Below are 26,044 nucleotides of genomic sequence, written 5' to 3'. Positions count from 1 at the left end.
GTTTTTCCTGCGTAATCTCAATCCCCCAACGCTTCCCCTTCGCGCCGCGGATCTGCGCCACCTTCCAGCGAGGCTTTCCCTTGCGCATCCTTGATCCGCACGATCGCCTGAGTGCCGCTGGTCATGTCGATTTCATTTACCACATGCCCTTTATCTTTCAACGCCTGGATCAGCGCCGGGCTGAACTGGCCTTGTTCCAGTTCGGTCGGGCCGTTGCGGCTGCCGAAGTTGGGCAGGCTGATGGCGCTTTGCGGGTCGAGGTTCCAGTCGAGCAGGCCGACGGTGGTTTTCGCCACGTATTCGATGATCTGCGAGCCGCCCGGCGAGCCGACGCTGGCGAGGAATTCGCCGCTGTTTCTATCAAAGATCAGGGTTGGTGCCATCGACGAGCGGGGGCGTTTGCCGGGTTCGACGCGGTTGGCGACTTTTTGCCCGTTTTCTTCGGGGATGAACGAGAAGTCGGTCATCTGGTTATTCAGCAAAAAGCCCTGAACCATCAGGTGCGAACCGAACGCCGCTTCGATGGTGGTGGTCATCGACACCGCACCACCGAGGTCATCCACCGCCACCACTTGCGAGGTGGAGATGCGCAGCGGCGAGCGATCCGGCGCGTAGGCCACCTGCACGCCCGGCGGTGTGCCCGGTTGGGCGCTGCCCATGCTGCGTTCGCCGATCAGGCTGGCGCGGCTGGCCAGATAACCCGGGTCGACCAGACCTTTGACCGGCACCGGCACGAAGTCGGTGTCGGCCACGTATTGCGCGCGGTCGGCGTAGGCCAGGCGTTCGGCTTCGGCGATCAGGTGCACGGCTTGCGGCGTCGGTTCGATGCCGGCGGGTTTGTTGGTCTTCAGCGGTTTGAGCGGTGTCAGCGACAGGCGCGGGTCGCGGCTTTCCAGCGCTTGCAAGGTGCCGAGAATCTGCGCCACGGCGATCCCGCCCGACGACGGCGGCGGCATGCCGCAGACCTGCCAGCGTTTGTAGTCGGTACACAGGGGGGCGCGTTCCTTGGCCTGATAACGCTGAAGATCATTCAGCGACAGGCTGCCGGGGTTGGCGTGGCCCTGCACCTTGGCGACGATCTCTTCGGCGATCGGGCCTGTGTACAGCGCGTCCGGGCCTTCGTTGGCGATGCGCTTGAGCACGGCGGCCAATGCCGGATTCTGCAGACGCGTGCCGACGGCTTTGACGCTGCCGTCGCTGTTGAGAAAGTACGCGGCCATGTCCGGCGATTTACGGATCACCGGGTCGGATTCCAGCAGCGAATGCAGGCGCGGCGAAATCGCAAAACCCTGCTCGGCGAGCTTGATCGCCGGGTCGAACAGCGTGGCCCACGGCAGTCGACCGTGTTGTTTGTGTGCCATTTCCAGCGCACGCAACACGCCCGGCGTGCCCACCGAGCGCCCGCCGATCTGCGCCTGCGGGAACGGCATCGGTTTGCCGTCGGCCTGCAGGAACAGCTTCTCGGTGGCACCCGCCGGGGCAGTTTCGCGACCGTCGTAGGTACGCACCTGTTTGCCGTCCCACAACACGATCATCGCACCGCCGCCGATCCCGGAGGATTGCGGCTCGACCAGGGTCAGCACCGCCTGCATCGCAATCGCTGCATCAATCGCCGAACCACCCTTGCGCAGCATCTCGCGCCCGGCCTCGGCGGCCAGCGGGTTGGCGGCAGCGGCCATGTGTTTGCTGGCGTGGCGAGTCTGCAGATCGGTGCGGTAACCGGAAGCGGCTTCCGGCGCCAGTGGCAAGGTCGAGGAGGGCGGGGCGTTGCACGCGGTGAGGGTCAGCGCGCTGATGATCAGCGTCAGGGCTGGCAGGCGAAAGCGGCTCAGGGGCAGGGCTGGAAACACGTGGTGCTCTCCGTCCGTGGGGTGAAAGGTCTGACGGACTTTATCGACCGGTCGGTCGCGACGCAAACCGGTGGGCATTTTTGTCTTTCTTTTCGGGGCGGATATTCGCTAGGGTCAATGTCAAATTCATCGAACTGAAATACAGACCCTGTGGGAGCGAGCTTGCTCGCGAATGCGGCGTGTCAGGCAACCAAAATTTGAATGCACAATCGCCTTCGCGAGCAAGCTCGCTCCCACAAATACAAAACCAACATGAGGCGACGCATGCACAGCGAGTTCCCCACCGAATCCAGTTACCGCGATCAACGCGAACAGTTTCTGACCGCCGCCCAAACTGCCGGAGCCACGCTCACCTCCTACGCCCATCCGCGTTGCGGCCCTTTTGGCGAACCGCTGAGCACTGACGTCGCGGTGCTCGGTGATCCGCAAGCCAAACGCCGGCTGGTCGCACTCAGCGGTACCCATGGGGTCGAGGGCTATTACGGTTCGGACTGCCAGATCGACTGGCTGAAGACCTTCGTGCCGGGTTCGCTGCCCAAGGATGTCGCGGTAGTGATGATTCACCTGATCAATCCATGGGGTACCGCGTGGCTGCGCCGGGTCAACGAAGACAACATCGACCTCAACCGCAATCACCTGGATTTCACCGGGCCGCTGCCGGACAACCGCGCCTACGCCACACTGCACGAGATCTACGCCTGCACCGATTTGCACGGCCCTGAACGTGAGCGCGCCGATGCCTTGCTCGACGCGCAGATTGCCGAACACGGCTGGCCGGCGGTGATGTCGATTGTCGAGGGCGGCCAGCATAGCCATCCCGATGGACTGTTCTATGGCGGCCGCGCGCCGAGCTGGTCGAATCGCACGTTGCATCAAATCATCGACGCACATGTGGCTGGCGCTGAAACCGTCATGTGCTTCGACCTGCACACCGGGGCAGGGGAGTACGGGCATCCGATGTTGCTCACCATCACCCAGGCGCCTTATCCGGCACTCGCGCAGGCACAGGCGATTTATGGCCCATGGCTTTACACGCTGCACACCGGCGCCGAGACCTTGAGCGAAACCGGTGTGGCAGCGACGGCTACCGGGTACACCTCACAGGCGCTGCTCAATGCGTTGCCGGATGTGCAGCTGATACCATTCGTGATCGAGTGCGGGACGTATCCGGGGCCAGACGTGCATCGGCATTTGCGCGATGACCATTGGCTGCATCTGCATGGTGATCCGCTGGATGCGACGGGGCAGGCTATCAAGTTGAATCTGCTGGAGCAGTTCTATCCGGCAGATCCGGACTGGCGGGCGATGGTCGGGTTGCGAACCCGGCAGATCTGGGCGAAGGGGCTGATGGCCCTGTCGGTAGAGAATTCTGAATAGACCTGTAGCGAGGGGATTTATCCCCGATGGACTGCGCAGCCGTCCTGTTCGCTTTTTACTGGGCAAGAAGGGCATGAATCCCCTCACCAGAGATGATGGTTTTTTCGAGGCATAAAAAAACGGCCTACCTTTCGGTAAGCCGTTTTTAGTACTTGGTGGCTACACAGGGACTTGAACCCCGGACCCCAGCATTATGAATGCTATGCTCTAACCAACTGAGCTATGTAGCCAAGTGGCGCGCATTATTCCCCTGAAATGGAAAAGCGTCAAGCGTAAATTTAAAAATTTTTTCTACGCTTTCAACCGTTTATCAAAATCATGGGCCGAGCAGCGGTGAAGGGCAGCGTTCGAACCAGCGGCTTGCCTGTTCATACGCGTGCGCCAGTTGCAGAACCGCGAAGTCCGCCTGATGCCGGCCGATGATCTGCAGCCCCATCGGCAACCCCTGTGCATTGAAGCCGGCCTGGACGCTGGCCACCGGACAACCGGACAACGTGCCGGGGATCACCACCTCCATCCAGCGGTGATACGTGTCCATGGCCACGCCTTCGATTGCCTTGGGCCACGGCTGGGTTTTATCGAACGGGAAGACTTGGGCGCTCGGCAGCAGCAGATAGTCGTAGTGTTCGAACAAGCGCGAGATCGCCCGATACCAGTCGCTGCGCACCACCGAGGCAGCGAACACTTCGCTGGCCGAGAGCTTCAGACCGTTTTCCACTTCCCAGCAGGCTTCCGGTTTCAGCTGCGCGCGCTTCTGCGGATCGGCGTAGGCCGCGCCCAACGACCCCGCGACCATCCAGTGCCGCAACGTCCGCCAACTGCTCCACAGTCGCTCGGGGGCGAAACCCGGTTCAACCGACTCGACCCGGCAGCCGAGGCTTTCGAAGTCGGCAAAGGTTTTTTCGCACAGTCCGAGGATGCCGTTCTCCATCGGCAGATAACCGTTGAAATCCCCCAGCCATCCCAACCGCGTGCCTCTGAAATCACGCTCCAGCGGCGCCGCAAAGGCTTCGCCGGATTCAGCGATGGACAACGGCGCCCGCGCATCGCCCCCGGCCTGCACCGACAGCAGCAATGCCGCATCCCTCACGCTGCGCGCCATCGGCCCTTCATAACCGAGCTGATCGAAAAACAGATCGGCACTGTCATCAAACGGCACCCGACCCTGAGAAGGTCGAAACCCGAAGATGTTGTTGAACGCCGCCGGGTTGCGCAGCGAACCCATCATGTCACTGCCATCGGCCACCGGCACCAGATGCATCGCCAACGCCGCTGCTGCGCCACCGCTGCTGCCGCCCGCGGTTTTGCTCGGGTCGAAGGCGCAGCCGGTGGCACCGAACAGCGGGTTGTAACTCTGCGAACCGAGGCCGAATTCCGGGGTGTTGGTCTTGCCAATGATGATCGCGCCGGCAGCCTTGATCCGCTCGACCATGATGCCGTCGCGCTCGGGGATAAAGTCCTTGAACAGCGGGGATCCGAGCGTGGTGCGGATGCCCTGGGTCAGCGACAGATCCTTGATCGCGTGGGGCAGGCCGTGCATCCAGCCACGGTATTCACCGCGCGCCAGTTCGGCATCGCGCTCATCGGCCTGGGCCAGCAGGGTTTCAGGTGACTGCAGGCTGATCAGCGCATTGACCTGCGGGTTGAAACGTTCGATATGGGCAAGATAAGTCTGCATCACTTCGCGGCAGGACACCTGGCGCAGGCGGATGCGTTCGGCGAGCTCATGGGCCTGCAGCAGGACCAGTTCGCTGATGTTATTGGAATTCATGACAACGGCGCCTTTCAGACGGCTGGAGAAACGCCCCGGCCGCATGCCGGGGCGGGCAGGGGTCAACGCATCAGGTTGGTCCAGAGACGGTCAGCGAGGCGGATCGCACCTTCGCCGCAAGTCTTGCTGAACACCACGTGGGTGCCCTCGGGAATGTGCAATTCCGGCGCGTCCTTGAGCGCCGCATCGAGGAACGGTTCGACGCCTTTGATCGGGCTCTGGTGCTTGAGGAAGTTCTGGGTCATCGCCGAGTTTTCCGGCTGGCTGAGGAACGCAATGAACGCCTTGGCATTTGCCGGGTTCTTGCTGCCGGTGGGGATGACCATGTTGTCGACCCAGGCCAGCACGCCTTCTTTCGGGTACAGGTATTTCAGGCTCGGTTTCATCTCGCGGGCACGCATCGACGAGCCGCCCCAGAACATCGACATGTCGATTTCACCCGAGGCGAGATTCTCGCGGATCGAGCCAGCCTTGGAGCTGTAGGTCTTCACGAACGGCTTCTGCGCCTTGAGCAGCGTGAGGATCTGCTGCATCTGTTTCGGGTCTTCACTGCACAGCGGAATGTTCAGGTACAAGCTCGCCATGTCGACCATGTCGCTGACCGAATCGAACATGTTGATCCGCCCCTGCAACTCGGCTGGCGGCTCGTACAAAACCTTGTAGCTGTCGGCCGGGCCTTTGTAGCGCGCACTGTCGAGGACCACGCTGGTGGTGCCCCAGATGAACGGCACCGAGTACGCGCCTTCCGGGTCCCAGCTCGGTTTTTTCAGGTTGTCCACAACGCTGGCGTAGTACGGCTCCTTGACCGGATCGAAACGCTCCAGGAGGTTTTCCTTGATCAGGATCGGAATGAACTGGTGCGACGGAATCGCCACGTCATACCCGGCGCCGCCCTGTTTCAGTTTCGCCAGCAGGGTCTCGTTGGAGTCGTAGGAATCGACCGTGACTTCGATGCCCGTCTGCTTCTGGAACTTGGCGAGAATCTCCGGCGAGAAGTAGCCGCTCCAGCTCACCACGTTGAGTTTCTCCGCAGCCTGAACGCTGCCGGTCATCGCCAGCGGCACAGTCAGGAACAACGCAGTGCCGACGCTTTTCATCCACTTGCTCATGCTATTTCCCCACGGTTCTTGGAAGGTTCAGGCGTTCTTTTTGCCCAGCAGGTAAGAGAGGCTGACGAATAACACCGAGACGCCCAGGATCAGGGTCGAGACGGCGTTGACGTCGGGTGTCACGCCCATGCGCAACAGACCGAAGATGAAGATCGGCAGGGTCGTGGTGCCGGCCTGGGAGACCATCATCGAGATCACGAAGTTATCCAGCGAGACGATGAAGGCCAGCATCAGCCCGGAGAAAATCCCCGGCATCAGCAGCGGCAAGGTCACTTTGCGAAAGGTCCGCCATGGGCCGGCGTAGAGGTCGGCCGAGGCTTGTTCCAGTGACAGGTCCATGTCGTTCAAGCGAGCGCGGATCGGCAGGTAGGCGAACGGAATGCAGAACACCGTATGGGCGATGATCAGGTTGCCGTAACCCAGCGACAGGCCAATGGTCGAGAACAGCGCCAGCGTCGCCACACCGACGACAATTTCCGGCAGCACCAGCGGCAACATGATCGCGCCCATCGACAATTGCAGGCCCTTGAACTTGGCACCGCGTGAGGTGCCGAGGGCGGCGAGGGTGGCAATCGCCGTGGCGATCATGCTCGCGCACACCGCGATCAACAGGCTGTTGCCGGCGGCCTGGCGCAGGGCCTGATTGGCGAACGCGGCGCGGTACCAATCGAGGCTGAAGCCGGTCCACACCGTCGCCGACTGGTTGGCGTTGAACGAGAACACCACCAGCACCACGATCGGCGCGTACAGGTACAGATAGAACAGCAAACTGAAACCGCCGAAACCGGGAAAGTCCTGCACCCCCAGCCCTTTGCGTTTGAATAGCGCGAGCATCACGCACCTCCTTTGGCGATGCGCTGGCGCTCGGCGCGCAGGGCATACACGGTCAGCACCAGCATCACCGCGGCCATCAGCACCAGCGACAGGGCTGCGCCGAACGGCCAGTTACGCGCATCGCTGAACTGCCGGAAGATCAGGTTGCCAAGCATCATCCGCGTGCCGCCGCCGAGCAGTTCCGGGGCGATCATCGCGCCCAGGCACGGTACGAACGTGAGGATGGCGCCGGCGAGAATTCCCGGTCTGGCGATCGGCAACACCACTTTGCGCAAAGTGCGCACGCGGCCGGCATACAGATCCTGAGCGGCTTCGAGCAGACGGATATCCATCTTTTCCAGCGTCGCGTAGATCGGCAACACCACGAACGGCGCATAGGTATAAACCAGCCCCAGCAGCACCGCGCCGTCGGTGTACAACAACTGCAACGGCTCATGGATCACACCCATGCCCATCAGGCTGTTGTTGATCACCCCGGTGTTGCGCAGCAGCAGAATCCACGCGTAGGTGCGGATCAGCAGGTTGGCCCAGAACGGCACGGTGATCAGAAAGATCAGCAAGCCACGCCGGTGCGCCGGCTGCATGGCCAGCCACACCGCCACCGGAAACCCGATCAGCAGGGTGATGATTGTGGTCAGGCCGGCGATACCGATCGAGCGCAGGGCGATGATCAGGTAGGAGTCGGCGAACGCGAGGCTGTCGTCCATCTGGCGTTCGAACAGCAACGAGGTGTACGCATCGCTGCTGAAGACTTTGTTGACCCCGCCGTAGGGGTTGGCTTCCATCAGCGAATAGCCGATGACGATCAGGATCGGCACCAGCAGAAACAGGCCAATGGCGACCAGCGCCGGGCTGACCCCGAGGAAACTCTGGAAGGCCTTGCGGCGCTCCAGCGTGTTGGCAATCGGTAAGGCGTGCATGGCAACTCCTCGGGCTCAATCGTGCAGGACGCTGGCGCTTCCCCGGTCGAACAACAGACCGGCCTGACTGCCGACGGCAAAGCGCAGGCTCTGGTCGACGCAGTTCGGCGTACGCACGGTGAGGCGCGAGCCGTCGCTGAGGCTGACCTGATATTGCAGATCGGTGCCCAGGTAGATCTGCGCTTCGATCCGGCACGGCAGCGCGGCCTCGGTCGCTGCGGGTACCAGATGCAGGCGCTCGGGACGTACCGACAAGGTCACGCTGGCGCCGACCGTCACGTCGCTGCACGCTTGCGCCGGCAGCGGATGCCCGGCCGGCCCGGCGAACCAGGCTTGGCCGGCCTCGATCTTCGTCACCGTGCCCTGGATGAAGTTAGTCTCGCCGATGAAGTCGGCGACGAAGCGATTGCGCGGGCGTTCGTAGATATCTTCCGGGCGGCCGACCTGCTGCACTTCACCTTCGGACAACACGGCGATGCGGTCGGACATGGTCAGCGCTTCTTCCTGATCGTGGGTGACGAAGATGAAGGTGATGCCGGTCTTGGCCTGAATGGTTTTCAGCTCTTCGCGCATGGCCTGGCGTAGCTTCAGATCGAGGGCCGACAGTGGCTCATCCAGCAGCAGGACTTTCGGGTGCGGTGCCAACGCACGGGCCAGCGCCACACGTTGTTGCTGGCCGCCGGACAGCTGCGCCGGTTTGCGCTGAGCGAAGCGCTCCATCTGCACCAGCGCGAGCATCTCGCGCACGCGCTCGGCGATTTGCGCTTTGTTCAGCACCTTGCCCATCGGGTGGGATTCGAGGCCGAAGGCCAGGTTCTCGGCGATGGTCATGTGCGGGAACAATGCGTAATGCTGAAACACTGTGTTGACCGGGCGCTGGAACGGCGGGCGATCAGCGATGTTTTCGCCGTACAGCAGGATCTCGCCTTCGGTGGGAAATTCGAAGCCGGCGATCATCCGCAGCAGGGTGGTTTTGCCGCAGCCGGAAGGGCCGAGCAGGGTGAAGAATTCGTTGTCGCGAATGTCCAGGTCGATGTTTTTCAACGCCACCGGACCGGTGTTCGGATCACCGTAAACCTTGCGCACCGAGCGGATCGACACCGCCAGTGTTTGCAGCGAATGCAGGGCATTCATGCGTTACCTCCGATTCCCCCATCGCCTGCGATTGCGCTGCGAATCAGCGACGTCGTCGGGCCATGGATATTATTTTTCTGGGCAGGATCGAGATTGCGTACGGGGTGAAACCAGCTGTTTTTTTGTTCTGCTGTGGCTCGATTATCAGCCAGGGGTTGCGCGGGGCGACACTTCAATTTAAACATGGCAGCTGTTAGTTAATTTAACAGCCAAAGGTGCCAGGAATCATGCCCGACCACCGTTTGCCGCCGCTCAACGCGGTGCGTGCGTTTGATGCCGCCGCGCGTTTGGGCAGCTACGTCGAGGCCTCGAAAGCCCTGCACGTGACCCAGCCGGCGATTGGTCGGCACGTGAAGCTGCTCGAGGACTGGCTGGGCATTCAGTTGTTCGAGCGCACCTCGCGCGGGGTCAACCTGACGCCGGCAGGGGAGAAGTACCACCGCAAGATCAGCGCCGCGTTGCAGTTGATCATCGAGGCCGGCAAAGAGGCGCAGCCAAAGGATGCCGAGCGCTGGTTGCGGATCATGGTGGTGCCGGGGTTTGCCAAGCGCTGGTTGATGCCGCGCATCGAAGCGATGCGCCATTTGCGCCCGGGTTTGAAGTTCGCCATCGAGCCGAATTCGACCTTCACCGAAGTCGACGGCAAGAGCGCCGATCTGGGCATCGTCTACGGCCTCGACGGGCAATACGCCGACTCCCGTGAAGCGCTGATCTGCCCGCGCGTGTTTCCGATCTGCACCCCGCAATACCTCGCCAGCATCGGGCCTGTGGCCGGCCCGGCCGATCTGGTTCGGCATGAGCTGATCCACGTCGATGACGGCGAATGGTGGAACCTGTGGTTCGCCGCCCACGAGCTGGATATTCACCTCAATTCCGACATGCTCTACGTCAACAACGATCACGCACTGTCGGTGGCCGAGAGCGGGCAGGGCATTGCGCTGGCCAATGAGGTGCTGGTTCGCGAGGAACTCAAGTCCGGCAAACTGGTGCGCGCGGTGGACGCGCAGGTGAAGCTGGAAAGCTATCGGGTGCTCACGCCGTCCGCCGAACTGTCGGCGGATGCGGCGTGGTTTATTCAGTGGCTGAAGACCGAGCTGGAAGCGGACTTCCCCGAAGCCGTGATCAACTGAGGCGGAAGCGCGCGGTGTTGTCGCTCAGGGCCTTGCTGCCCTGACTCAAAGTGTCCGCCGCCAGGTTCACTGCACGGGCGCCTTCGAGCAAGCGCACAGCGGCCTGATCGACCTGCTGAATATTGCCGCTGACCTCATCGGCGGTGCTCGCCTGTTCTTCCACGGCAGTGGCGATCTGCGCCAGGGTGTCGGTGACACTTTGTACGGCGCTGGCGATTTCGCCGAGACGTTCACCGAGACCGGTCACGGCTGCGGCATCCGATTGCGCCTGGCCGCAGGCGGCTTCCATCAGGCTCACCGCTTCGTTGACCGTGGCGCGCAGGCTATCGACCGTGCCGGCAATCTGCGCAGTCGATGACTGAGTGCGCTGCGACAGGCTGCGTACTTCATCGGCGACCACGGCAAACCCGCGCCCTTGTTCGCCGGCGCGTGCCGCCTCGATCGCAGCGTTGAGCGCGAGCAGGTTGGTCTGCTCGGCGACGCCACGAATGGTGTCGACCACCAGTTGAATCTGCTGGCCTTGCTCGCTGACTCGACCGAGTGCCGCTGCGGTTTCGTTGAGGCGTTGGTTGAGTTGCTGAATGCTCGCCGTGGTGCGCTGGCTGTCGCGACTGCTGTCGGCGGCGATGCGCCGCGTGTGCTGGGCGCTGCCGGAAGCCTGTTCGCAACTCTGCGCCACACCTTGCGAAGTGGCGGCCAGTTGCGTGGCAGCGGCGGCGATCTGGCTGATTTGCAACTGCTGCGCTTCGACTTCGCTCAGCGCGCCGCTGGAGTGGTCATTGAGGCTGCGCACCGCGTGGCTCAGTTGCGAGGTTTCGTGATCGACCCCGAGCATGCTGGCGCGCAGTTGCACCACGGCGACGTTGAGCGCGGTGCTGATCGCCGCCAGCTCGTCGCGGCCCACCACCGGCACTTGCAAGCTCAGGTTGCCGTCACGCAGGGCTTCGGCGAGCAGCGTGATGCCGCTGGCGCTGCTGCGGATCGAGGCTTGCAGGCAGACGAACAGATACAGCGCCGCCAGCAGCAGGCAACCGAAGATCGCCGCGACCACGATGAATTGGCGAATCGCCGAAGTGTGGTAGGCGTCCAGGCGCTGATCCAGCGACAGCAGCGATTGCTGGCGCAATGAGGCGAGATCGCCCAACAGTGCATCGAGGCTGCGTTCGAAGTCTTCAGGCTTGAGGCTAATACTGCCGCCGAACACGCCGTCATCCAGCACCTTCAGCCCTGCATCGAGACGTTTGAGACTGTCGTGGTACTGGCCGGCCCAGGTTTGCAGATCGCTCGGCAGACGCGCTTCAAGCAGGCCGGCGGTTTTGACGAGTTGCTCGCGGGCATCGCCGATGCGGCCACGCAGGTCGCGCAACTGCAGGCGACTCTGCAAAGTGAATTGTCCCGATACGACCGAAGCCTGACCGACCGCCGCCAGACGACCTACGCGCTCGATCAGGTCCGGCGCGTGCTGCGTGGAGATCTGCGTCAGCAGATAGGTTTCCAGCCACGGCGCGAGGGTCAGGCGGTTGTCCATGACGATCTGCTCGCGCAAGGCTTGCAGGGCGCTGAGGGCGTTGGTGAAACGATCGTAACCGTCTGGCCACCAGCCGACGCTGCTCAGGCTTTTCGAATCCAGACCGCCGAGCGCGGTTTGCAGGGCTTGATAGCGGGCGAGGGTTTCGCCTTCGGCGCCTTCCTTGTTCAACGCGTTGCCCAGATCCGTGGTGGCCTGAACAACGGCGGGCTGGACCTTGTCGAACGCCGCCATGGCGGCGAGGGTCGCCGGGGTCGGCTGGCGATTGGTTTCGGTGGCGCGCCAACGGGCGGCGCGGTCACGCTGGGCGGCGAGCAGGTTATCCAGCGCATCAAGGCTGAGCAATTGGCGCACCCCGGCACGTTCACCGGAAATCAGATTGAGCCTGTCGCGATAGTCCTGGCCGATCATCAACAGGCTGCCGGCCAACGGCAGAATGAACAGTAGAAACAACAGCTGGAATTTACGTGCGAAGCCAAACCGCCCCAGCAATTTGATCCCCGGTGAAAGGAAAGCCTGCATGCCTCATGACTCCTCTGGACACCACGCACCAATGGCGTGCATCGCGGTCGTGCGACCTGGATGTCGTGCCCTGCTAAAAGGCCTCGAAAGTTCACTCTCGCCCGCTCTGTAGGCCGGCTCTGTAGCGAAACTTCCCATTCTCGGCTGCCTTTGTAAGGCCGCCGCGTTCGAGGGGAGAAGCAAGGCAAGATTCAGACCATGGCGTTGCGCTATCACCTATCCTATGTAGGAGCTGCCGAAGGCTGCGATCTTTTGATCTTTGTTTTTTAGGATCAAGATCAAAAGATCGCAGCCTTCGGCAGCTCCTACAGAGATTGGTCTGTTATTCGGTTGGTTAGTTAGCTGGCTAAGGGGATGGCGTTGGCGCACCGAAAAATGGCACATTGGCGCACCTGCCCGCGTGCACCCATCTGCTGTACGGAAACTTTCATGGCTATCAGCAACGCTCAGACCGCCGCTGCCTCGGCGCCCGCTGCTCCACAAAGCAGCCCACTGGTGATGCGTATCATCGGCGCGGTGGCGCTGGCGCATTTGATCAACGACCTGATTCAGTCGGTGCTGCCGTCGATCTACCCGATGCTTAAAGCCAACTATGGCTTGAGCTTCACCCAGGTCGGGCTGATCACCTTGACCTTCCAGCTGACCGCATCGCTGCTGCAGCCGTGGGTCGGTTATCACACTGACCGCCATCCGAAACCGTGGCTGTTGCCGGCAGGTTCGATCTGCACGCTGATTGGCATCGTGATGATGTCGGTGGTCGGCAGTTTTCCATTGATTCTGCTGGCGGCGGCGCTGATCGGGATCGGTTCCTCGACGTTCCACCCCGAGGCGTCACGGATTGCCCGGCTGGCCTCGGGTGGACGCTTTGGTCTGGCCCAATCGACCTTTCAGGTCGGCGGTAACGCCGGTTCCGCGTTCGGCCCGTTACTGGCAGCGGCGATCATTATTCCGTTCGGTCAGGGCAACGTGGCGTGGTTCGGTCTGTTCGCGGTGTTTGCGCTGTTCGTGCTGTATCGCATCAGCCGCTGGTACGCTCATCACCTCAACCTGTTCAAGCTCAAGGCTGGTCAGGCGGCGACTCACGGACTGTCGAAGGGCAGGGTGATCAGTGCGCTGGTAGTACTCGGCCTGCTGGTGTTCTCCAAGTATTTCTACATGGCCAGCCTCACCAGCTATTTCACGTTCTACCTGATCGAGAAGTTCGACCTGTCGGTGGCCAGCTCGCAACTGCACCTGTTCCTGTTTCTCGGTGCGGTGGCAGCGGGGACGTTCTTTGGCGGGCCGATTGGCGACAAGATCGGGCGTAAGGCGGTGATCTGGTTTTCGATTCTCGGCGTGGCACCGTTTACCTTGCTGATGCCGCACGTCGATCTGTTCTGGACCACTGTCCTCAGCGTGGTGATCGGCTTCATCCTCGCCTCGGCGTTCTCGGCGATTGTGGTTTACGCGCAGGAACTGGTGCCGGGCAATGTCGGGATGATTGCCGGGGTGTTCTTCGGCTTGATGTTTGGCTTCGGCGGGATTGGTGCGGCGTTGCTGGGGCATCTGGCGGATGTGCACGGTATCGAGTATGTGTATTTCCTGTGCTCGTTTTTGCCGTTGTTTGGCGTGCTGGCGATCTTCCTGCCGCGCACCAAAAAGGCCTGACCCATACCGTTTAAACTGTAGGAGTGAGCCTGCTCGCGATAGCGGTGTGTCAGTTGACGTAACTTCATCTGACACACCGCTATCGCGAGCAGGCTCACTCCTACAGGGGATGGGTGGTGTAACGGAGATTATTTCAGGCACAAAAAAGCCGCGTATCAAACGCGGCTTTTTCTTGGGCGTAACGCTTAGACGTTGAAGCGGAAGTGCATCACGTCGCCGTCCTTGACGATGTAGTCCTTGCCTTCCAGGCGCCATTTACCGGCTTCCTTGGTACCGGCTTCGCCCTTGTACTGGATGAAGTCGTTGTAGGCGATGACTTCGGCGCGGATGAAGCCTTTTTCGAAGTCGGTGTGGATCACGCCGGCGGCTTGTGGTGCGGTGGCACCGACGCGGACGGTCCAGGCGCGGACTTCTTCGACACCGGCGGTGAAGTAGGTCTGCAGGTGCAGCATTTCGTAACCGGCGCGGATCACGCGGTTCAGGCCAGGCTCTTCCAGGCCCAGGGCCTCGAGGAACATGTCTTTCTCTTCGCCGTCGTCGAGCTCGGCGATTTCCGCTTCGATCTTGTTGCACACCGGAACGACCATGGCGCCTTCTTCTTCGGCAATGGCCTTGACCACGTCCAGGTGCGGGTTGTTCTCGAAACCGTCTTCAGCGACGTTGGCGATGTACATGACCGGTTTGGTGGTCAGCAGGTGGAAGCCCTTGATCACCGACTTTTCGTCAGCGCTCATGTTCTTCATCAGGCTGCGCGCAGGCTTGGCTTCGGTGAAGTGCGCGATCAGTTGCTCCAGCAGAGCTTTCTGAACGACTGCGTCCTTGTCACCGCCCTTGGCGTTGCGTGCGACTTTCTGCAGTTGCTTTTCGCAGCTGTCGAGGTCGGCGAAGATCAGTTCCAGGTCGATGATTTCGATGTCGCGCTTGGGGTCGACGCTGTTGGAAACGTGGATCACGTTGTCGTCTTCGAAGCAGCGCACCACGTGAGCGATGGCGTCGGTTTCGCGGATGTTGGCCAGGAACTTGTTGCCCAGACCTTCACCTTTCGAGGCGCCGGCCACCAGGCCTGCGATGTCGACGAATTCCATGGTGGTCGGCAGGATGCGCTTCGGATTGACGATGGCCGCCAGGGCTTCCAGACGTGGATCCGGCATCGGCACGATGCCGCTGTTCGGCTCGATGGTGCAGAAGGGGAAGTTCTCGGCCGCGATACCGGATTTGGTCAGGGCGTTGAACAGGGTGGACTTGCCGACGTTAGGCAGGCCGACGATGCCGCAATTGAATCCCATGGTGTTTCCCCTCGGATTAGAGTCAGGCCTTCTGGCTGTGCAGGTTTTTCATCGCGCGGTTCCATTCACCGGCGAGGATATCCGGCAGCACGCCGAGGGCAAAGTCGATGCTGGCATCGAGTTTTTCCTGTTCGGCGCGTGGCGCACGACCCAGGACGAAATTTGAAACCATACTGGCGACGCCCGGGTGGCCGATGCCAAGCCGCAGGCGGTAGAAAGTATTCTGATTGCCCAGTTGCGCGATGATGTCGCGCAACCCGTTGTGACCGCCATGGCCGCCGCCCTGCTTGAGCTTGGCGACGCCCGGAGGCAGGTCGAGTTCGTCGTGCGCCACCAGGATTTCTTCAGGCTTGATGCGGAAGAAACCGGCGAGTGCCGCCACGGCCTGGCCGCTGCGGTTCATGTAAGTGGTGGGAATCAGCAGACGAACATCCTGACCCTGATGCGAGTAGCGTCCGGTCAGGCCGAAATATTTGCGATCGGCCACAAGGTTCACACCTTGCGCGGCAGCGATGCGCTCAACAAAAAGGGCCCCTGCGTTATGCCGGGTCTGTTCGTATTCAGCGCCTGGATTACCCAGGCCAACGATCAGTTTGATGGCAGTCACGATAGGGGCCCTTCCTTGGAGTGGTGGTTAACATCGCCGCGATCAGTGAAGGCGGCGAAAGTGGACGAAAATTGCTCATTTACCATGAATGTAAACTCCGCGTTCTCGCCCGCTTTCTCGCTACGTTCCAGTCCGCGATGTTTCACTCACTCCGACGAACAGAGTGAAATTACTCTGCTGCGCCTTCTTCGGTAGCTTCTGGAGCAACACGTGGAGCGTGGACGTTGGCTACTGCCTTGTCATCGCCGTGTGCCAGAGCAACGAACTCGACACCTTTAGGAGCTTTGAGGTCCGACAGGTGAACGATGGTGCCGATTTCAGCGTTAGCCAGGTCGACTTCGATGAACTCAGGCAGGTCTTTTGGCAGGCAGGAAACTTCGATCTCGGCAACAACGTGCGAGATTTCGCCGCCTTTCTTCACTGGAGCAGCTTCGTTGATGAAGTGCACAGGAACGATAGCGGTCAGTTTCTGGCCAGCGACAACGCGTACGAAGTCAGCGTGCATCACGTGGCCTTTGGCCGGGTGACGTTGCAGAGCTTTGATGACGACGTTTTGTTTCTTGCCACCAACGTTCAGCTCGATGATGTGGCTGTAAGCCGCTTCGTTTTCGAGCAGTTTGGCAACTTCTTTGGCCAGCATGCTGATGGATTCAGGGGCTTTGTCGCCACCGTAAACAACAGCTGGAACCAGAGCGGCGAGACGACGCAGGCGGCGGCTCGCACCTTTCCCCAGGTCGGAACGCACTTCAGCATTCAGAGTAAAATCGTTCATTTTGTATCTCCAAAATAGCCATGACCGGGTGGCGTTTGCGACCAGCGCCAAACACGGTATGGGCAAAAAAGCCCCGCCCCGACAGGTATGCCGGGGCGGGGCGCTTTTCGTCAACGAGACATTTCGAGAAGGGCAGGGCCCTTAACGGAACATCGCGCTGATCGATTCTTCATTGCTGATGCGGCGAACCGCTTCGGCAACAACCGGTGCGATATCCAGTTGACGGATACGTGCACAGGCTTGTGCTGCAGCGGACAGCGGGATGGTGTTAGTCACCACCAGCTCGTCCAGCACGGAATTTTCGATATTCTCGATGGCCCGACCCGACAGCACAGGGTGTGTGCAGTAGGCAAAGACCTTGGCTGCGCCATGCTCTTTCAGGGCCTTGGCCGCGTGGCACAGAGTGCCGGCGGTATCGACCATGTCATCGACCAGAATGCAGGTGCGCCCTTCGACATCACCGATGATATGCATCACTTCAGAGTGATTGGCTTTCTCACGGCGTTTGTCGATGATCCCGAGATCCACGCCCAGGGATTTGGCAACGGCACGTGCACGCACGACGCCACCGATGTCCGGGGACACGATCATCAGGTTTTCGAAGCGCTGATCTTCAATGTCATCCACCAGAACCGGGGAGCCGTAGATGTTATCTACCGGAATATCGAAGAAGCCCTGAATCTGGTCAGCATGCAGATCAACCGTGAGAACACGGTCGATGCCGACTACGGTAAGCATGTCAGCAACGACTTTCGCGCTGATAGCCACACGTGCGGAACGCGGACGGCGATCCTGACGGGCATAACCAAAATAAGGAATAACAGCAGTAATACGAGTAGCCGAGGAGCGGCGGAAGGCATCAGCCATCACTACCAGTTCCATCAGGTTATCGTTGGTCGGAGCGCAAGTCGGCTGAATAATGAAAACGTCTTTACCGCGAACGTTTTCATTGATCTCGGCAGTAATTTCGCCGTCGGAGAACTTGCCGACAGAGATGTCACCGAGAGGGATATGCAGCTGACGTACAACACGCCGAGCCAGATCGGGGTTAGCGTTCCCCGTAAAGACCATCATCTTGGACACGCGCAGTACCTAGAGGCTGAGGGTAACCTGGATGAGTATAGAAAATGGCAGGGGCGGCTGGATTCGAACCAACGCATGGCAGGATCAAAACCTGCTGCCTTACCGCTTGGCGACGCCCCTGTATCTGTTGCTTCAAGTGCCTGGCACTTGATTCCTTTTAGAGCAGACTTTGCAGCTTGCGATGCAACATCGAAACGTTGCTTCCTTTCGCTACAAACCCTGTAAGGGTCTCTGTCAGAAGGGCCGAGACTTTATCAGCTTCAGCTTTGCTTGGGAAGCCCCCAAACACACAACTTCCAGTTCCGGTGAGTTTTGCTTCGGTAAATTTACCTAACAAATCCAATGCGTTACGTACTTCTGGATAACGCCTTGCAACCACCGGCAAGCAGTCATTTCGACTGTTTCCCTCGGGAACGGGGCGCACTTTAATGGGCGGCGTGTTACGTGTCAACAAAGGATCGGAAAAAATTTCTGCCGTACTAACAGAGACTTGCGGCACGAGCACCAGATACCACGGTTCTTCGGGGTCGACCGGGGTCAGTTTTTCGCCCACGCCTTCGGCAAATGCCGCGTGGCCACGGACGAATACCGGTACATCGGCGCCGAGCGTAAGGCCCAGCGCGGCGAGGCGATCTTCATCCCAGCCCAGTTGCCACAAGTGGTTCAGGCCGAGCAGGGTGGTCGCGGCATTCGAGCTGCCGCCACCGATGCCGCCGCCCATGGGCAGAACTTTATCAATCCAGATATCGATACCGAGCGAGCAGCCGGATTGTTGCTGCAGCATTTTTGCCGCGCGCACGATCAGGTTGCTGTCGTGGGGCACGCCGGCGAATTCGGTGTGCAACTGAATCACGCCGTCATCGCGCACGGCGAAGGTGATTTCGTCGCCGTAATCGACAAACTGAAACATCGTCTGCAGTTCGTGATAGCCGTCTGCCCGGCGACCGAGAATGTGCAGCATCAGGTTGAGCTTGGCCGGCGAGGGCAGCGTCAAACGTGGAGCGGTCATGCTTTATTGCCCCAATTTACGCGGTTGCCAGGTCTTGATCACCAGCGTCACGTCCAGATCGGTGCCGTGCAATTTGATCCGCTCGGGCAGCCAGTAACCGTTTTGCTCGGCGTAGCTGAGGTACTCGACCTTCCAGCCGTCCTGTTCCAGATTGGCCAAGCGACTGTCGTTATCCAGGGTCAGGCGGCTCTTGCTGCTGGGTGCCGGCAGGCCACGGACCCACCAGGCCAGATTCGATACCGGCAATTTCCAGCCGAGTTGCTCTTCGAGCAGCGCTTCCGGCGACTCGGAGTCATAGCGACCCTGATTGGCGACTTCCAGCGAGACCTTGCCCGGGCGCCCGGTCAGACGTGCCGCGCCACGACCCAGCGGGCCGGACAGGCGAATGTCGTAGTAGTCCTGGCGTTGCAGCCAGAACAGCGTGCCGCTGCCGGAGTCTTTCGGCGCGCGAATGCCGATCTTGCCGTCGATCTGCCAGCCGTCGAGGCCGGTCAGCTGTTGTTTGTTCGCGGCCCACTGAGCCGGACTGCCGTGGCCCTCGACCGATTCGCGAGCGCCGAAGCCCGCGCAACCGGCGAGCAGGGCGATGAAGCTGAAAACAATAACGTGGCGCAAAAACATGAGTTAAAGAGTCTCGGATCCGGTCAGGCGCTTGATGGTGCTGCGCAGGATGGTGCTGTCGGGCTGATCTTTGAGGTACTTGCCCCAGACCTGTTTGGCTTCGCGCTGGTTGCCCTTGACCCACAACACTTCGCCCAGGTGCGCGGCGACTTCGTGGTCAGGGAAACGCTCGAGCGCCTGACGCAGGTATTTCTCGGCGTCGTCCAGATTGCCCATGCGGAAATTCACCCAGCCGAGGCTGTCGAGTACCGCCGGGTCTTCCGGGTTGATCTGGTGCGCCTGTTCGATCAGCGCCTTGGCTTCAGCGTAGCGGGTGGTGCGATCGGACAGGGTGTAGCCCAGCGCATTGAGCGCCATGGCGTTGTCCGGGTCGCGCTTGATGATCAGGCGCAGGTCTTTTTCCATCTGTGCCAGATCATTGCGTTTTTCCGCAAGCATGGCCCGGGTGTAGAGCAGATTCAGATCGTCCGGGTATTGCTGCAAGGCTTTATCTAGGGTTTTCCAGGCCTTGTCGTCCTGCTTGTTGGCCGACAGGGTTTCGGATTCGATCAGGTACAGCTGGATCGCGTAATCCGGCTGGGCATCACGTTCGGCGGCCAGTTTGCTCTGGGCTTCGGCGGTCTTGCCGTTGTTCATCAGAATGTCCGCCTGACGCAGTTGCGCCGGCAGATAGTCATTGCCCGGGCCGACCTGCGCGTATTCGATCAGCGCGCCCTGCGGGTCGTTGCGTTCTTCAGCGATACGCCCCAGGTTGAGGTGCGCCGAATCGACATGGCTTTCACGGGCGATCAGGTCTTCCAGGTAACCCTTGGCCTCGTCCCAGGCCTTGGCTTCCAGGCATACCAATGCCAGCGAATAACGCAGTTCGTCGTCTTCGGGGTATTGCTGAACCAGGGTGGAAAATTCGACCTTGGCGTCATCCATGCGGTCCTGTTCGACCAGCGTGCGCGCATAAGTCAGGCGCAGGCGCTTGTCGTCCGGGTATTTCTTGATGCTTTTCTGCAACAGCGGCAGGGCTTCGTCGCCCCGATTCATGGTTTGCAGCAGGCGCGCGCGCAGCAGGATCGGAGCAATCTCGCCTTCTTCCGGCGGGTTGTCTTCGAGCAGGGTCAGGGCGGCCTTATTGTCGCCATCCTGTTGCAGCAGCAGGGCCTTGCCGAAAATCAGCTGGCTGTTCTTCGGGTGGCGCTGCAACAGACGGTCGAAACTTTTCATCAGGCCGTTGCGGGTTTCCTGATCGGTATCGGCCGCCGACAGGGCGAGGAAGTCGAAATGGGTGTCACCCTTGCCTTGCAGGACTTTCTCCATATAGACCATGGAGTCGTCGTAACGCCCGGCGCGGGCCAGTTGTACGGCGGCGGCGCGTTGCGCTTCGAGGTCGTCAGGGGCGTTTTTTGCCCAGATCAGTGCGGTGTCCAGCGCAGGCTGGTCGGCACCGAGGTATTCGGCGATGCGGAACGCGCGCTCGGAAACGCCCGGATCCTGGGTGTTGATCGCCTGGGTCACGTAGTTATCCAGGGCAATGTCGAAACGATTGCGCTGGCCGGCGAGTTCGGCGCTCAGCAGGCTGAAAACGGTTTCCTCGCTGAACGAGCTGTAAACCTTGGGTTTTTCAGGCGTGGACGCGGTGTCTTCGACCGGCGGGGTACCGCCCGGCGAAACGGGTGCCATGGCCTGGCAGCCGCTGAGGAAGACAAAAGCAAGGAGCAACGCGGAAGATCTATTCATATAAGAGAAGGACGACTAACCTGCGGTCGGATCATCATGACACAAGCCTTCGGTCAAACATAACCGCTCAGGCAATTTACGCTGCTCCCCTGTAGGAGCTGCCGCAGGCTGCGATCTTTTGATCCTGTTTTTTTGAATCCGAAGCAAAATCAAAAGATCGCAGCCTGCGGCAGCTCCTACAAGGGTTGTGTGTACATGAACGAGAATGGATCGCAGCACGATGTGGATACAATAAGGGCGATAGATATCCAATAGTTGTTCTGAATCTGACGAAGTAGGACAATTGCCGGCTTCACGTCACCATCAGCGACCTTGAATGGCCTTCCTTGCACTCGGTATTAACCACAAGACTGCTTCAGTAGACGTCCGCGAGCGCGTGGCCTTTACCCCTGAGCAGCTGGTTGAGGCCTTGCAGCAGCTCTGCCGACTCACCGACAGCCGCGAAGCTGCGATCCTCTCCACCTGCAATCGCAGTGAGCTTTATATAGAACAGGATCAGGTTTCCGCTGATCTGGTTCTGCGCTGGCTGGCCGATTATCACCATTTAAGCCTCGATGAGCTGCGCGCGAGTGCTTATGTGCATGAAGATGATGCGGCAGTTCGTCACATGATGCGCGTCGCCTCCGGGCTCGACTCGCTGGTGCTGGGCGAACCGCAGATTCTCGGCCAGATGAAATCGGCCTACGCCGTGGCGCGTGAGGCCGGGACCATCGGCCCGCTGCTGGGGCGGCTGTTTCAAGCGACATTCAATGCCGCCAAGCAAGTGCGTACCGACACCGCCATCGGTGAAAACCCGGTGTCCGTGGCGTTCGCCGCGGTCAGCCTGGCCAAGCAGATTTTCAGCGACCTGCAACGTAGCCAGGCCCTGCTGATCGGTGCCGGCGAGACCATCACTCTGGTCGCCCGTCATTTGCATGAGCTGGGGGTCAAGCGCATCGTAGTTGCCAACCGTACGCTGGAACGTGCCAGTCTGCTGGCTGAGCAGTTCGGCGCGCACGCGGTGCTGCTGTCGGACATTCCGGCGGAACTGGTGCGCAGCGACATCGTGATCAGTTCGACCGCCAGCCAGTTGCCGATCCTCGGCAAGGGCGCGGTGGAAAGCGCGCTGAAGCAGCGCAAGCACAAGCCGATCTTCATGGTCGACATCGCCGTACCGCGCGACATCGAACCGGAAGTCGGCGAACTCGACGACGTTTATCTGTACAGCGTCGACGATCTGCACGAAGTGGTCGCCGAGAACCTCAAGAGTCGTCAGGGCGCAGCCCAGGCGGCGGAAGAGATGGTCTCGGTCGGTGCCGACGATTTCATGGTGCGCCTGCGTGAGCTGGCGGCGGTCGATGTGCTCAAGGCCTATCGGCAACAGAGCGAACGCCTGCGCGACGAGGAGTTGCAAAAAGCCCTGCGCTTGCTGGCCAACGGCGGCAACGCCGAAGACGTGCTCGGGCAGCTGGCCCGTGGCCTGACCAATAAACTGTTGCATGCGCCCAGCGTGCAATTGAAAAAGCTTTCTGCCGAAGGCCGCCTCGATGCGCTGGCCATGGCCCAGGAACTCTTTGCCCTCGAGGGCTCACCGGATAGTTTTTCGGATAAAAAACCGCAATGAAAGCGTCACTGCTCAATAAGCTGGACACCCTCCAGGACCGTTTCGAGGAACTGACCGCGCTGCTCGGCGACGGCGAAGTCATTGCCGATCAGGCCAAATTCCGCGCTTATTCCAAGGAATACGCCGAACTCGAGCCGGTGGTACAAGGCTATAAAAAGCTGCTCGGCGTACAAAGTGATCTTGAAGGCGCCCAGGCGCTGCTCAAGGACAGCGACCCGGACATGCGTGAAATGGCCGTGGAAGAAGTCCGCGAAGCCAAGGAGTTGCTGATCAAGCTGGAAGATGATTTGCAGCGCATGTTGCTGCCCAAGGATCCCAATGACGGGCGTAACGTCTTTCTCGAAATTCGCGCCGGTACCGGTGGCGACGAGGCGGCGATCTTCTCCGGCGATCTGTTCCGCATGTACTCGCGTTACGCCGAACGACGTGGCTGGCGCGTGGAGATCCTTTCGGAAAACGAAGGCGAGCACGGTGGCTATAAAGAAGTCATCGCGCGCATTGAAGGCGACAACGTTTATGGCAAGCTGAAATTCGAGTCCGGCGCGCACCGCGTACAGCGCGTACCGGCCACCGAATCCCAAGGCCGTATCCACACCTCGGCCTGCACCGTGGCGGTGTTGCCCGAGCCGGACGAGCGCGAAGCCATCGAGATCAACCCGGCGGATCTGCGTGTCGACACTTACCGTTCCTCCGGGGCCGGTGGTCAGCACGTCAACACCACCGACTCGGCGATCCGCATCACGCACATACCGACCGGCACCGTCGTCGAGTGTCAGGAGGAACGTTCCCAGCACAAGAACCGTGCCCGGGCGATGGCCTGGCTGTCGGCCAAGCTCAACGATCAGCAAACCGCAGCGGCAGCGAATGCCATCGCCAGCGAGCGTAAATTGCTGGTCGGTTCCGGTGACCGTTCCGAGCGCATTCGCACGTACAACTTTGCCCAGGGCCGGGTCACTGACCATCGCGTCAACCTGACCCTGTACTCCCTCGATGAAATCCTCGCCGGTGGCGTTGAAGCGGTGATCGAGCCTTTGCTGGCCGAATACCAGGCCGACCAGCTTGCAGCGATAGGTGAATAAATGACCATCATTGCCAGTCTGTTGCGCGCCGCCGAACTGCCGGACTCGCCCACCGCGCGTCTGGATGCCGAATTGCTCCTGGCTGCGGCACTGGGCAAACCGCGCAGCTTCCTGCACACCTGGCCCGAGCGCATCGTACCCAGCGAAGCGGTGCTGATTTTTACCGAGTACCTGCAACGGCGTCGAAGTGGCGAGCCGGTGGCCTACATCCTTGGTCAGCAGGGTTTCTGGAAACTCGATCTGGAAGTCGCGCCGCACACGCTGATCCCGCGCCCGGACACCGAATTGCTGGTCGAGGCCGCGCTGGAGCTGCTGGCGGCAACGCCAGCGAAAGTTCTCGATCTGGGCACCGGTAGCGGCGCGATTGCCCTGGCCCTGGCCAGCGAGCGTCCGGCGTGGAAAGTCACGGCGGTGGACCGCGTGCTGGAAGCCGTGGCCCTTGCCGAACGCAACCGTCAGCGCTTGAACCTGAACAACGCCACGGTGCTGAGCAGCCACTGGTTCAGCGCCCTCGAAGGCCAGCGTTTCAATCTGATCATCAGCAACCCGCCGTACATCGCCGCCGCCGACCCGCATCTGATCGAGGGTGACGTGCGCTTCGAACCGGCCAGCGCGCTGGTGGCCGGTGTCGACGGGCTCGACGATCTGCGCCTGATCGTCGCCCAGGCCCCGGATCATCTGGAAGCCGGTGGCTGGCTGATGCTCGAACACGGCTATGATCAAGCCGAGGCCGTGCGTGATCTGCTGCTCACCCGTGGTTTTGAACAAGTCCACAGCCGCACCGATCTGGGCGGCCATCAACGGATCAGCCTGGGGCGCCTGCCGTGCTGAATGATCAGGAGTTGCTGCGCTACAGCCGGCAGATTCTGCTGCAACACATCGACATCGACGGGCAACTGAAGCTGAAAAACAGCCGCGTGCTGATCGTCGGCCTCGGCGGTCTCGGTGCGCCGGTCGCGCTGTATCTGGCGGCGGCCGGTGTCGGTGAGCTGCATCTGGCGGATTTCGACACGGTCGACCTGACCAACCTGCAACGCCAGATCATTCATGACACCGACAGCGTCGGCATGAGCAAGGTCGACTCGGCGCTCAAGCGTCTGGGCGCGATCAATCCCGAGATTCAACTGGTGCCTCATCGTCAGGCGCTGGACGAAGATTCCCTGGCCGCCGCGGTGGCTGCAGTGGATCTGGTGCTCGACTGTTCCGACAATTTCTCCACCCGCGAAGCAGTTAACGCCGCGTGCGTGGCTGCACGCAAACCGTTGGTCAGCGGCGCGGCGATTCGTCTGGAAGGGCAGTTGTCGGTATTCGACCCGCGCCGCCCGGAAAGTCCGTGCTACCACTGCCTGTACGGGCATGGCAGCGAAGCCGAACTGACGTGCAGCGAGGCCGGTGTGGTCGGGCCGCTGGTGGGGCTGGTCGGCAGTCTGCAGGCGCTTGAAGCGTTGAAGGTGCTGGTGGACTTTGGCGAACCGCTGGTGGGCCGCTTGTTGCTGATCGATGCGTTGGGGTCACGCTTCCGTGAACTGCGGGTCAAGCGCGATCCGGGTTGCAGCGTCTGTGGTTCGCAGCATGCGTGAGGCGCCGATCGCGGTGTTCGATTCCGGTGTCGGCGGTTTGTCGGTACTGGCTGAAATCCAGCGTTTGCTGCCCCATGAGTCGCTGCTGTACTTCGCCGATTGCGGGCACATTCCCTACGGCGAGAAAACCCCGGAGTTCATCCGCCAGCGCTGCAACGTGATGGCCGGATTTTTCCGCGAGCAGGGCGCCAAGGCGCTGGTGATCGCCTGCAACACGGCGACGGTGGCCGCTGTTGCCGACCTGCGTCGGGATTTCCCCGAATGGCCGATTGTCGGCATGGAGCCAGCGGTCAAACCGGCTGCAGCCGCGACCCGCAGCGGCGTGGTCGGCGTACTCGCCACCACCGGCACGTTGCAGAGTGCCAAGTTCGCCGCGTTGCTCGACCGCTTCGCCGCTGACGTTCGCGTCATCACCCAGCCGTGCCCCGGTCTGGTGGAACTGATTGAAAGCGGTGATCTGCACAGCGTCGAGTTGTGCAACCTGCTTCAGCATTACGTCGAGCCGCTGCTGGCCAACGGTTGCGACACGATCATTCTCGGCTGCACTCACTATCCGTTTCTCAAGCCGCTGCTCAAGACGATGATCCCCGACAGCATCAGCCTGATCGACACCGGCGCGGCGGTAGCGCGGCAACTGCAACGGTTGCTGGCCGAACGTGATCTGCTCGCCGAGGGGGCGAACCGCCCGGTCAGATTCTGGACCACTGGCGATCCCGCGTTCTTCCGCAAGACCCTGCCCCTGCTGGGCCAAGTTGCCGGCGACGTCGAAAAATTCAGCTTGTAAAAAAAGTGTGAAATAACTAAAAAAACAGCTGAACTTCTAATCACGCGCTAGCTTCTATAGCGATGAGTTA

The 26,044-nt window shown here is 60.8% G+C and carries 22 protein-coding genes and 2 tRNA genes; 8 read left to right on the top strand and 16 right to left on the bottom strand.

Features of this window, described 5'->3' with window-relative positions; translation table 11 throughout:
* Positions 1-17: 17 nt before the first annotated feature.
* Complete coding sequence (ggt, locus tag ABV589_RS10055) at positions 18-1,850, bottom strand: gamma-glutamyltransferase (protein ID WP_367086186.1); 1,833 nt, start codon at positions 1,848-1,850, stop codon at positions 18-20.
* 264 nt (positions 1,851-2,114) lie between these two features.
* Here ggt and ABV589_RS10050 point away from each other — a divergent pair, with 264 nt between their 5' ends.
* Positions 2,115-3,227 (top strand): DUF2817 domain-containing protein, encoded by a 1,113-nt coding sequence (locus ABV589_RS10050; protein WP_367085722.1) that lies wholly within the window; start codon positions 2,115-2,117, stop codon positions 3,225-3,227.
* A 153-nt stretch (positions 3,228-3,380) separates the two neighbouring features.
* Here the strand turns inward: ABV589_RS10050 and ABV589_RS10045 are convergent.
* From ABV589_RS10045 to ABV589_RS10020, 6 genes are all read right to left on the bottom strand, one after another.
* Positions 3,381-3,457: transfer RNA gene (locus ABV589_RS10045), tRNA-Met, on the bottom strand.
* 86 nt (positions 3,458-3,543) lie between these two features.
* Entirely contained in the window at positions 3,544-4,998 is a 1,455-nt protein-coding gene (locus ABV589_RS10040; protein WP_367085721.1) for an amidase, read from the bottom strand.
* A 62-nt stretch (positions 4,999-5,060) separates the two neighbouring features.
* On the bottom strand, positions 5,061-6,107 hold the full coding sequence (locus ABV589_RS10035) for an extracellular solute-binding protein (protein ID WP_007961549.1): 1,047 nt from the start codon (positions 6,105-6,107) through the stop codon (positions 5,061-5,063).
* 27 nt (positions 6,108-6,134) lie between these two features.
* Positions 6,135-6,941, bottom strand: a complete 807-nt coding sequence (locus ABV589_RS10030; protein WP_367085720.1) for an ABC transporter permease — start codon at positions 6,939-6,941, stop codon at positions 6,135-6,137.
* Positions 6,941-7,861, bottom strand: a complete 921-nt coding sequence (locus ABV589_RS10025; protein ID WP_367085719.1) for an ABC transporter permease — start codon at positions 7,859-7,861, stop codon at positions 6,941-6,943. Before ABV589_RS10025 ends, ABV589_RS10030 begins: the two co-directional genes overlap by 1 nt.
* A 15-nt stretch (positions 7,862-7,876) precedes the next feature.
* A complete protein-coding gene (locus tag ABV589_RS10020) occupies positions 7,877-8,995 on the bottom strand; it encodes an ABC transporter ATP-binding protein (protein WP_367085718.1) in 1,119 nt (372 codons plus the stop codon).
* Positions 8,996-9,222: 227 nt separating this feature from the next.
* Here ABV589_RS10020 and ABV589_RS10015 point away from each other — a divergent pair, with 227 nt between their 5' ends.
* Positions 9,223-10,125 (top strand): LysR substrate-binding domain-containing protein, encoded by a 903-nt coding sequence (locus ABV589_RS10015; protein WP_007961554.1) that lies wholly within the window; start codon positions 9,223-9,225, stop codon positions 10,123-10,125.
* On the opposite strand, the gene ABV589_RS10010 is transcribed toward ABV589_RS10015, so the two are convergent.
* A complete protein-coding gene (locus ABV589_RS10010) occupies positions 10,118-12,175 on the bottom strand; it encodes a methyl-accepting chemotaxis protein (protein ID WP_367085717.1) in 2,058 nt (685 codons plus the stop codon). The genes ABV589_RS10015 and ABV589_RS10010 overlap by 8 nt on opposite strands.
* A gap of 429 nt (positions 12,176-12,604) precedes the next feature.
* On the opposite strand from ABV589_RS10010, the gene ABV589_RS10005 reads away from it, so the two are divergent.
* Entirely contained in the window at positions 12,605-13,822 is a 1,218-nt protein-coding gene (locus ABV589_RS10005) for an MFS transporter (protein WP_367085716.1), read from the top strand.
* Positions 13,823-14,007: 185 nt separating this feature from the next.
* Here the strand turns inward: ABV589_RS10005 and ychF are convergent, their stop codons facing one another.
* From ychF to ABV589_RS09965, 8 genes are all read right to left on the bottom strand, one after another.
* The gene (gene ychF / locus ABV589_RS10000; RefSeq protein ID WP_047599160.1) at positions 14,008-15,108 is read right to left on the bottom strand and encodes a redox-regulated ATPase YchF; all 1,101 of its coding nucleotides are present in this window, start codon (positions 15,106-15,108) and stop codon (positions 14,008-14,010) included.
* 22 nt (positions 15,109-15,130) lie between these two features.
* A complete protein-coding gene (pth, locus tag ABV589_RS09995) occupies positions 15,131-15,715 on the bottom strand; it encodes an aminoacyl-tRNA hydrolase (protein ID WP_003228164.1) in 585 nt (194 codons plus the stop codon).
* A 169-nt stretch (positions 15,716-15,884) separates the two neighbouring features.
* A complete protein-coding gene (locus ABV589_RS09990) occupies positions 15,885-16,487 on the bottom strand; it encodes a 50S ribosomal protein L25/general stress protein Ctc (RefSeq protein ID WP_007967646.1) in 603 nt (200 codons plus the stop codon).
* A 141-nt stretch (positions 16,488-16,628) separates the two neighbouring features.
* A complete protein-coding gene (locus ABV589_RS09985) occupies positions 16,629-17,570 on the bottom strand; it encodes a ribose-phosphate pyrophosphokinase (protein ID WP_003171603.1) in 942 nt (313 codons plus the stop codon).
* A 45-nt stretch (positions 17,571-17,615) separates the two neighbouring features.
* A tRNA-Gln gene (locus tag ABV589_RS09980) sits at positions 17,616-17,690 on the bottom strand.
* Between the two features lie 37 nt (positions 17,691-17,727).
* Positions 17,728-18,579 (bottom strand): 4-(cytidine 5'-diphospho)-2-C-methyl-D-erythritol kinase, encoded by an 852-nt coding sequence (gene ispE / locus ABV589_RS09975; protein WP_367085715.1) that lies wholly within the window; start codon positions 18,577-18,579, stop codon positions 17,728-17,730.
* A gap of 3 nt (positions 18,580-18,582) precedes the next feature.
* Complete coding sequence (gene lolB / locus ABV589_RS09970) at positions 18,583-19,200, bottom strand: lipoprotein insertase outer membrane protein LolB (protein WP_095136807.1); 618 nt, start codon at positions 19,198-19,200, stop codon at positions 18,583-18,585.
* Between the two features lie 3 nt (positions 19,201-19,203).
* Entirely contained in the window at positions 19,204-20,928 is a 1,725-nt protein-coding gene (locus tag ABV589_RS09965) for a tetratricopeptide repeat protein (RefSeq protein WP_367085714.1), read from the bottom strand.
* Positions 20,929-21,244: 316 nt separating this feature from the next.
* On the opposite strand from ABV589_RS09965, the gene hemA reads away from it, so the two are divergent.
* The 5 genes from hemA to murI are packed head-to-tail and all read left to right on the top strand — an operon-like array spanning position 21,245 to position 25,974.
* Positions 21,245-22,531, top strand: a complete 1,287-nt coding sequence (hemA, locus tag ABV589_RS09960) for a glutamyl-tRNA reductase (protein ID WP_027612235.1) — start codon at positions 21,245-21,247, stop codon at positions 22,529-22,531.
* Positions 22,528-23,610 (top strand): peptide chain release factor 1, encoded by a 1,083-nt coding sequence (gene prfA / locus ABV589_RS09955; protein ID WP_115988909.1) that lies wholly within the window; start codon positions 22,528-22,530, stop codon positions 23,608-23,610. The genes hemA and prfA overlap by 4 nt, the downstream gene beginning before the upstream one ends.
* Positions 23,611-24,441 (top strand): peptide chain release factor N(5)-glutamine methyltransferase, encoded by an 831-nt coding sequence (prmC, locus tag ABV589_RS09950; protein WP_367085713.1) that lies wholly within the window; start codon positions 23,611-23,613, stop codon positions 24,439-24,441.
* Positions 24,435-25,190 (top strand): molybdopterin-synthase adenylyltransferase MoeB, encoded by a 756-nt coding sequence (locus tag ABV589_RS09945; protein ID WP_367085712.1) that lies wholly within the window; start codon positions 24,435-24,437, stop codon positions 25,188-25,190. Before prmC ends, ABV589_RS09945 begins: the two co-directional genes overlap by 7 nt.
* Positions 25,183-25,974 carry a glutamate racemase gene (gene murI, locus ABV589_RS09940; RefSeq protein ID WP_367085711.1) on the top strand — a complete coding sequence of 264 codons (792 nt, stop codon included), beginning with the start codon at positions 25,183-25,185 and terminating at the stop codon, positions 25,972-25,974. The genes ABV589_RS09945 and murI overlap by 8 nt, the downstream gene beginning before the upstream one ends.
* The last annotated feature ends 70 nt before the right edge of the window (positions 25,975-26,044 follow it).

Source organism: Pseudomonas sp. HOU2, from assembly GCF_040729435.1.
In the GTDB taxonomy this organism is placed as follows: Bacteria; Pseudomonadota; Gammaproteobacteria; order Pseudomonadales; family Pseudomonadaceae; genus Aquipseudomonas.
This window is presented reverse-complemented; position numbering and strand designations above follow the sequence as displayed.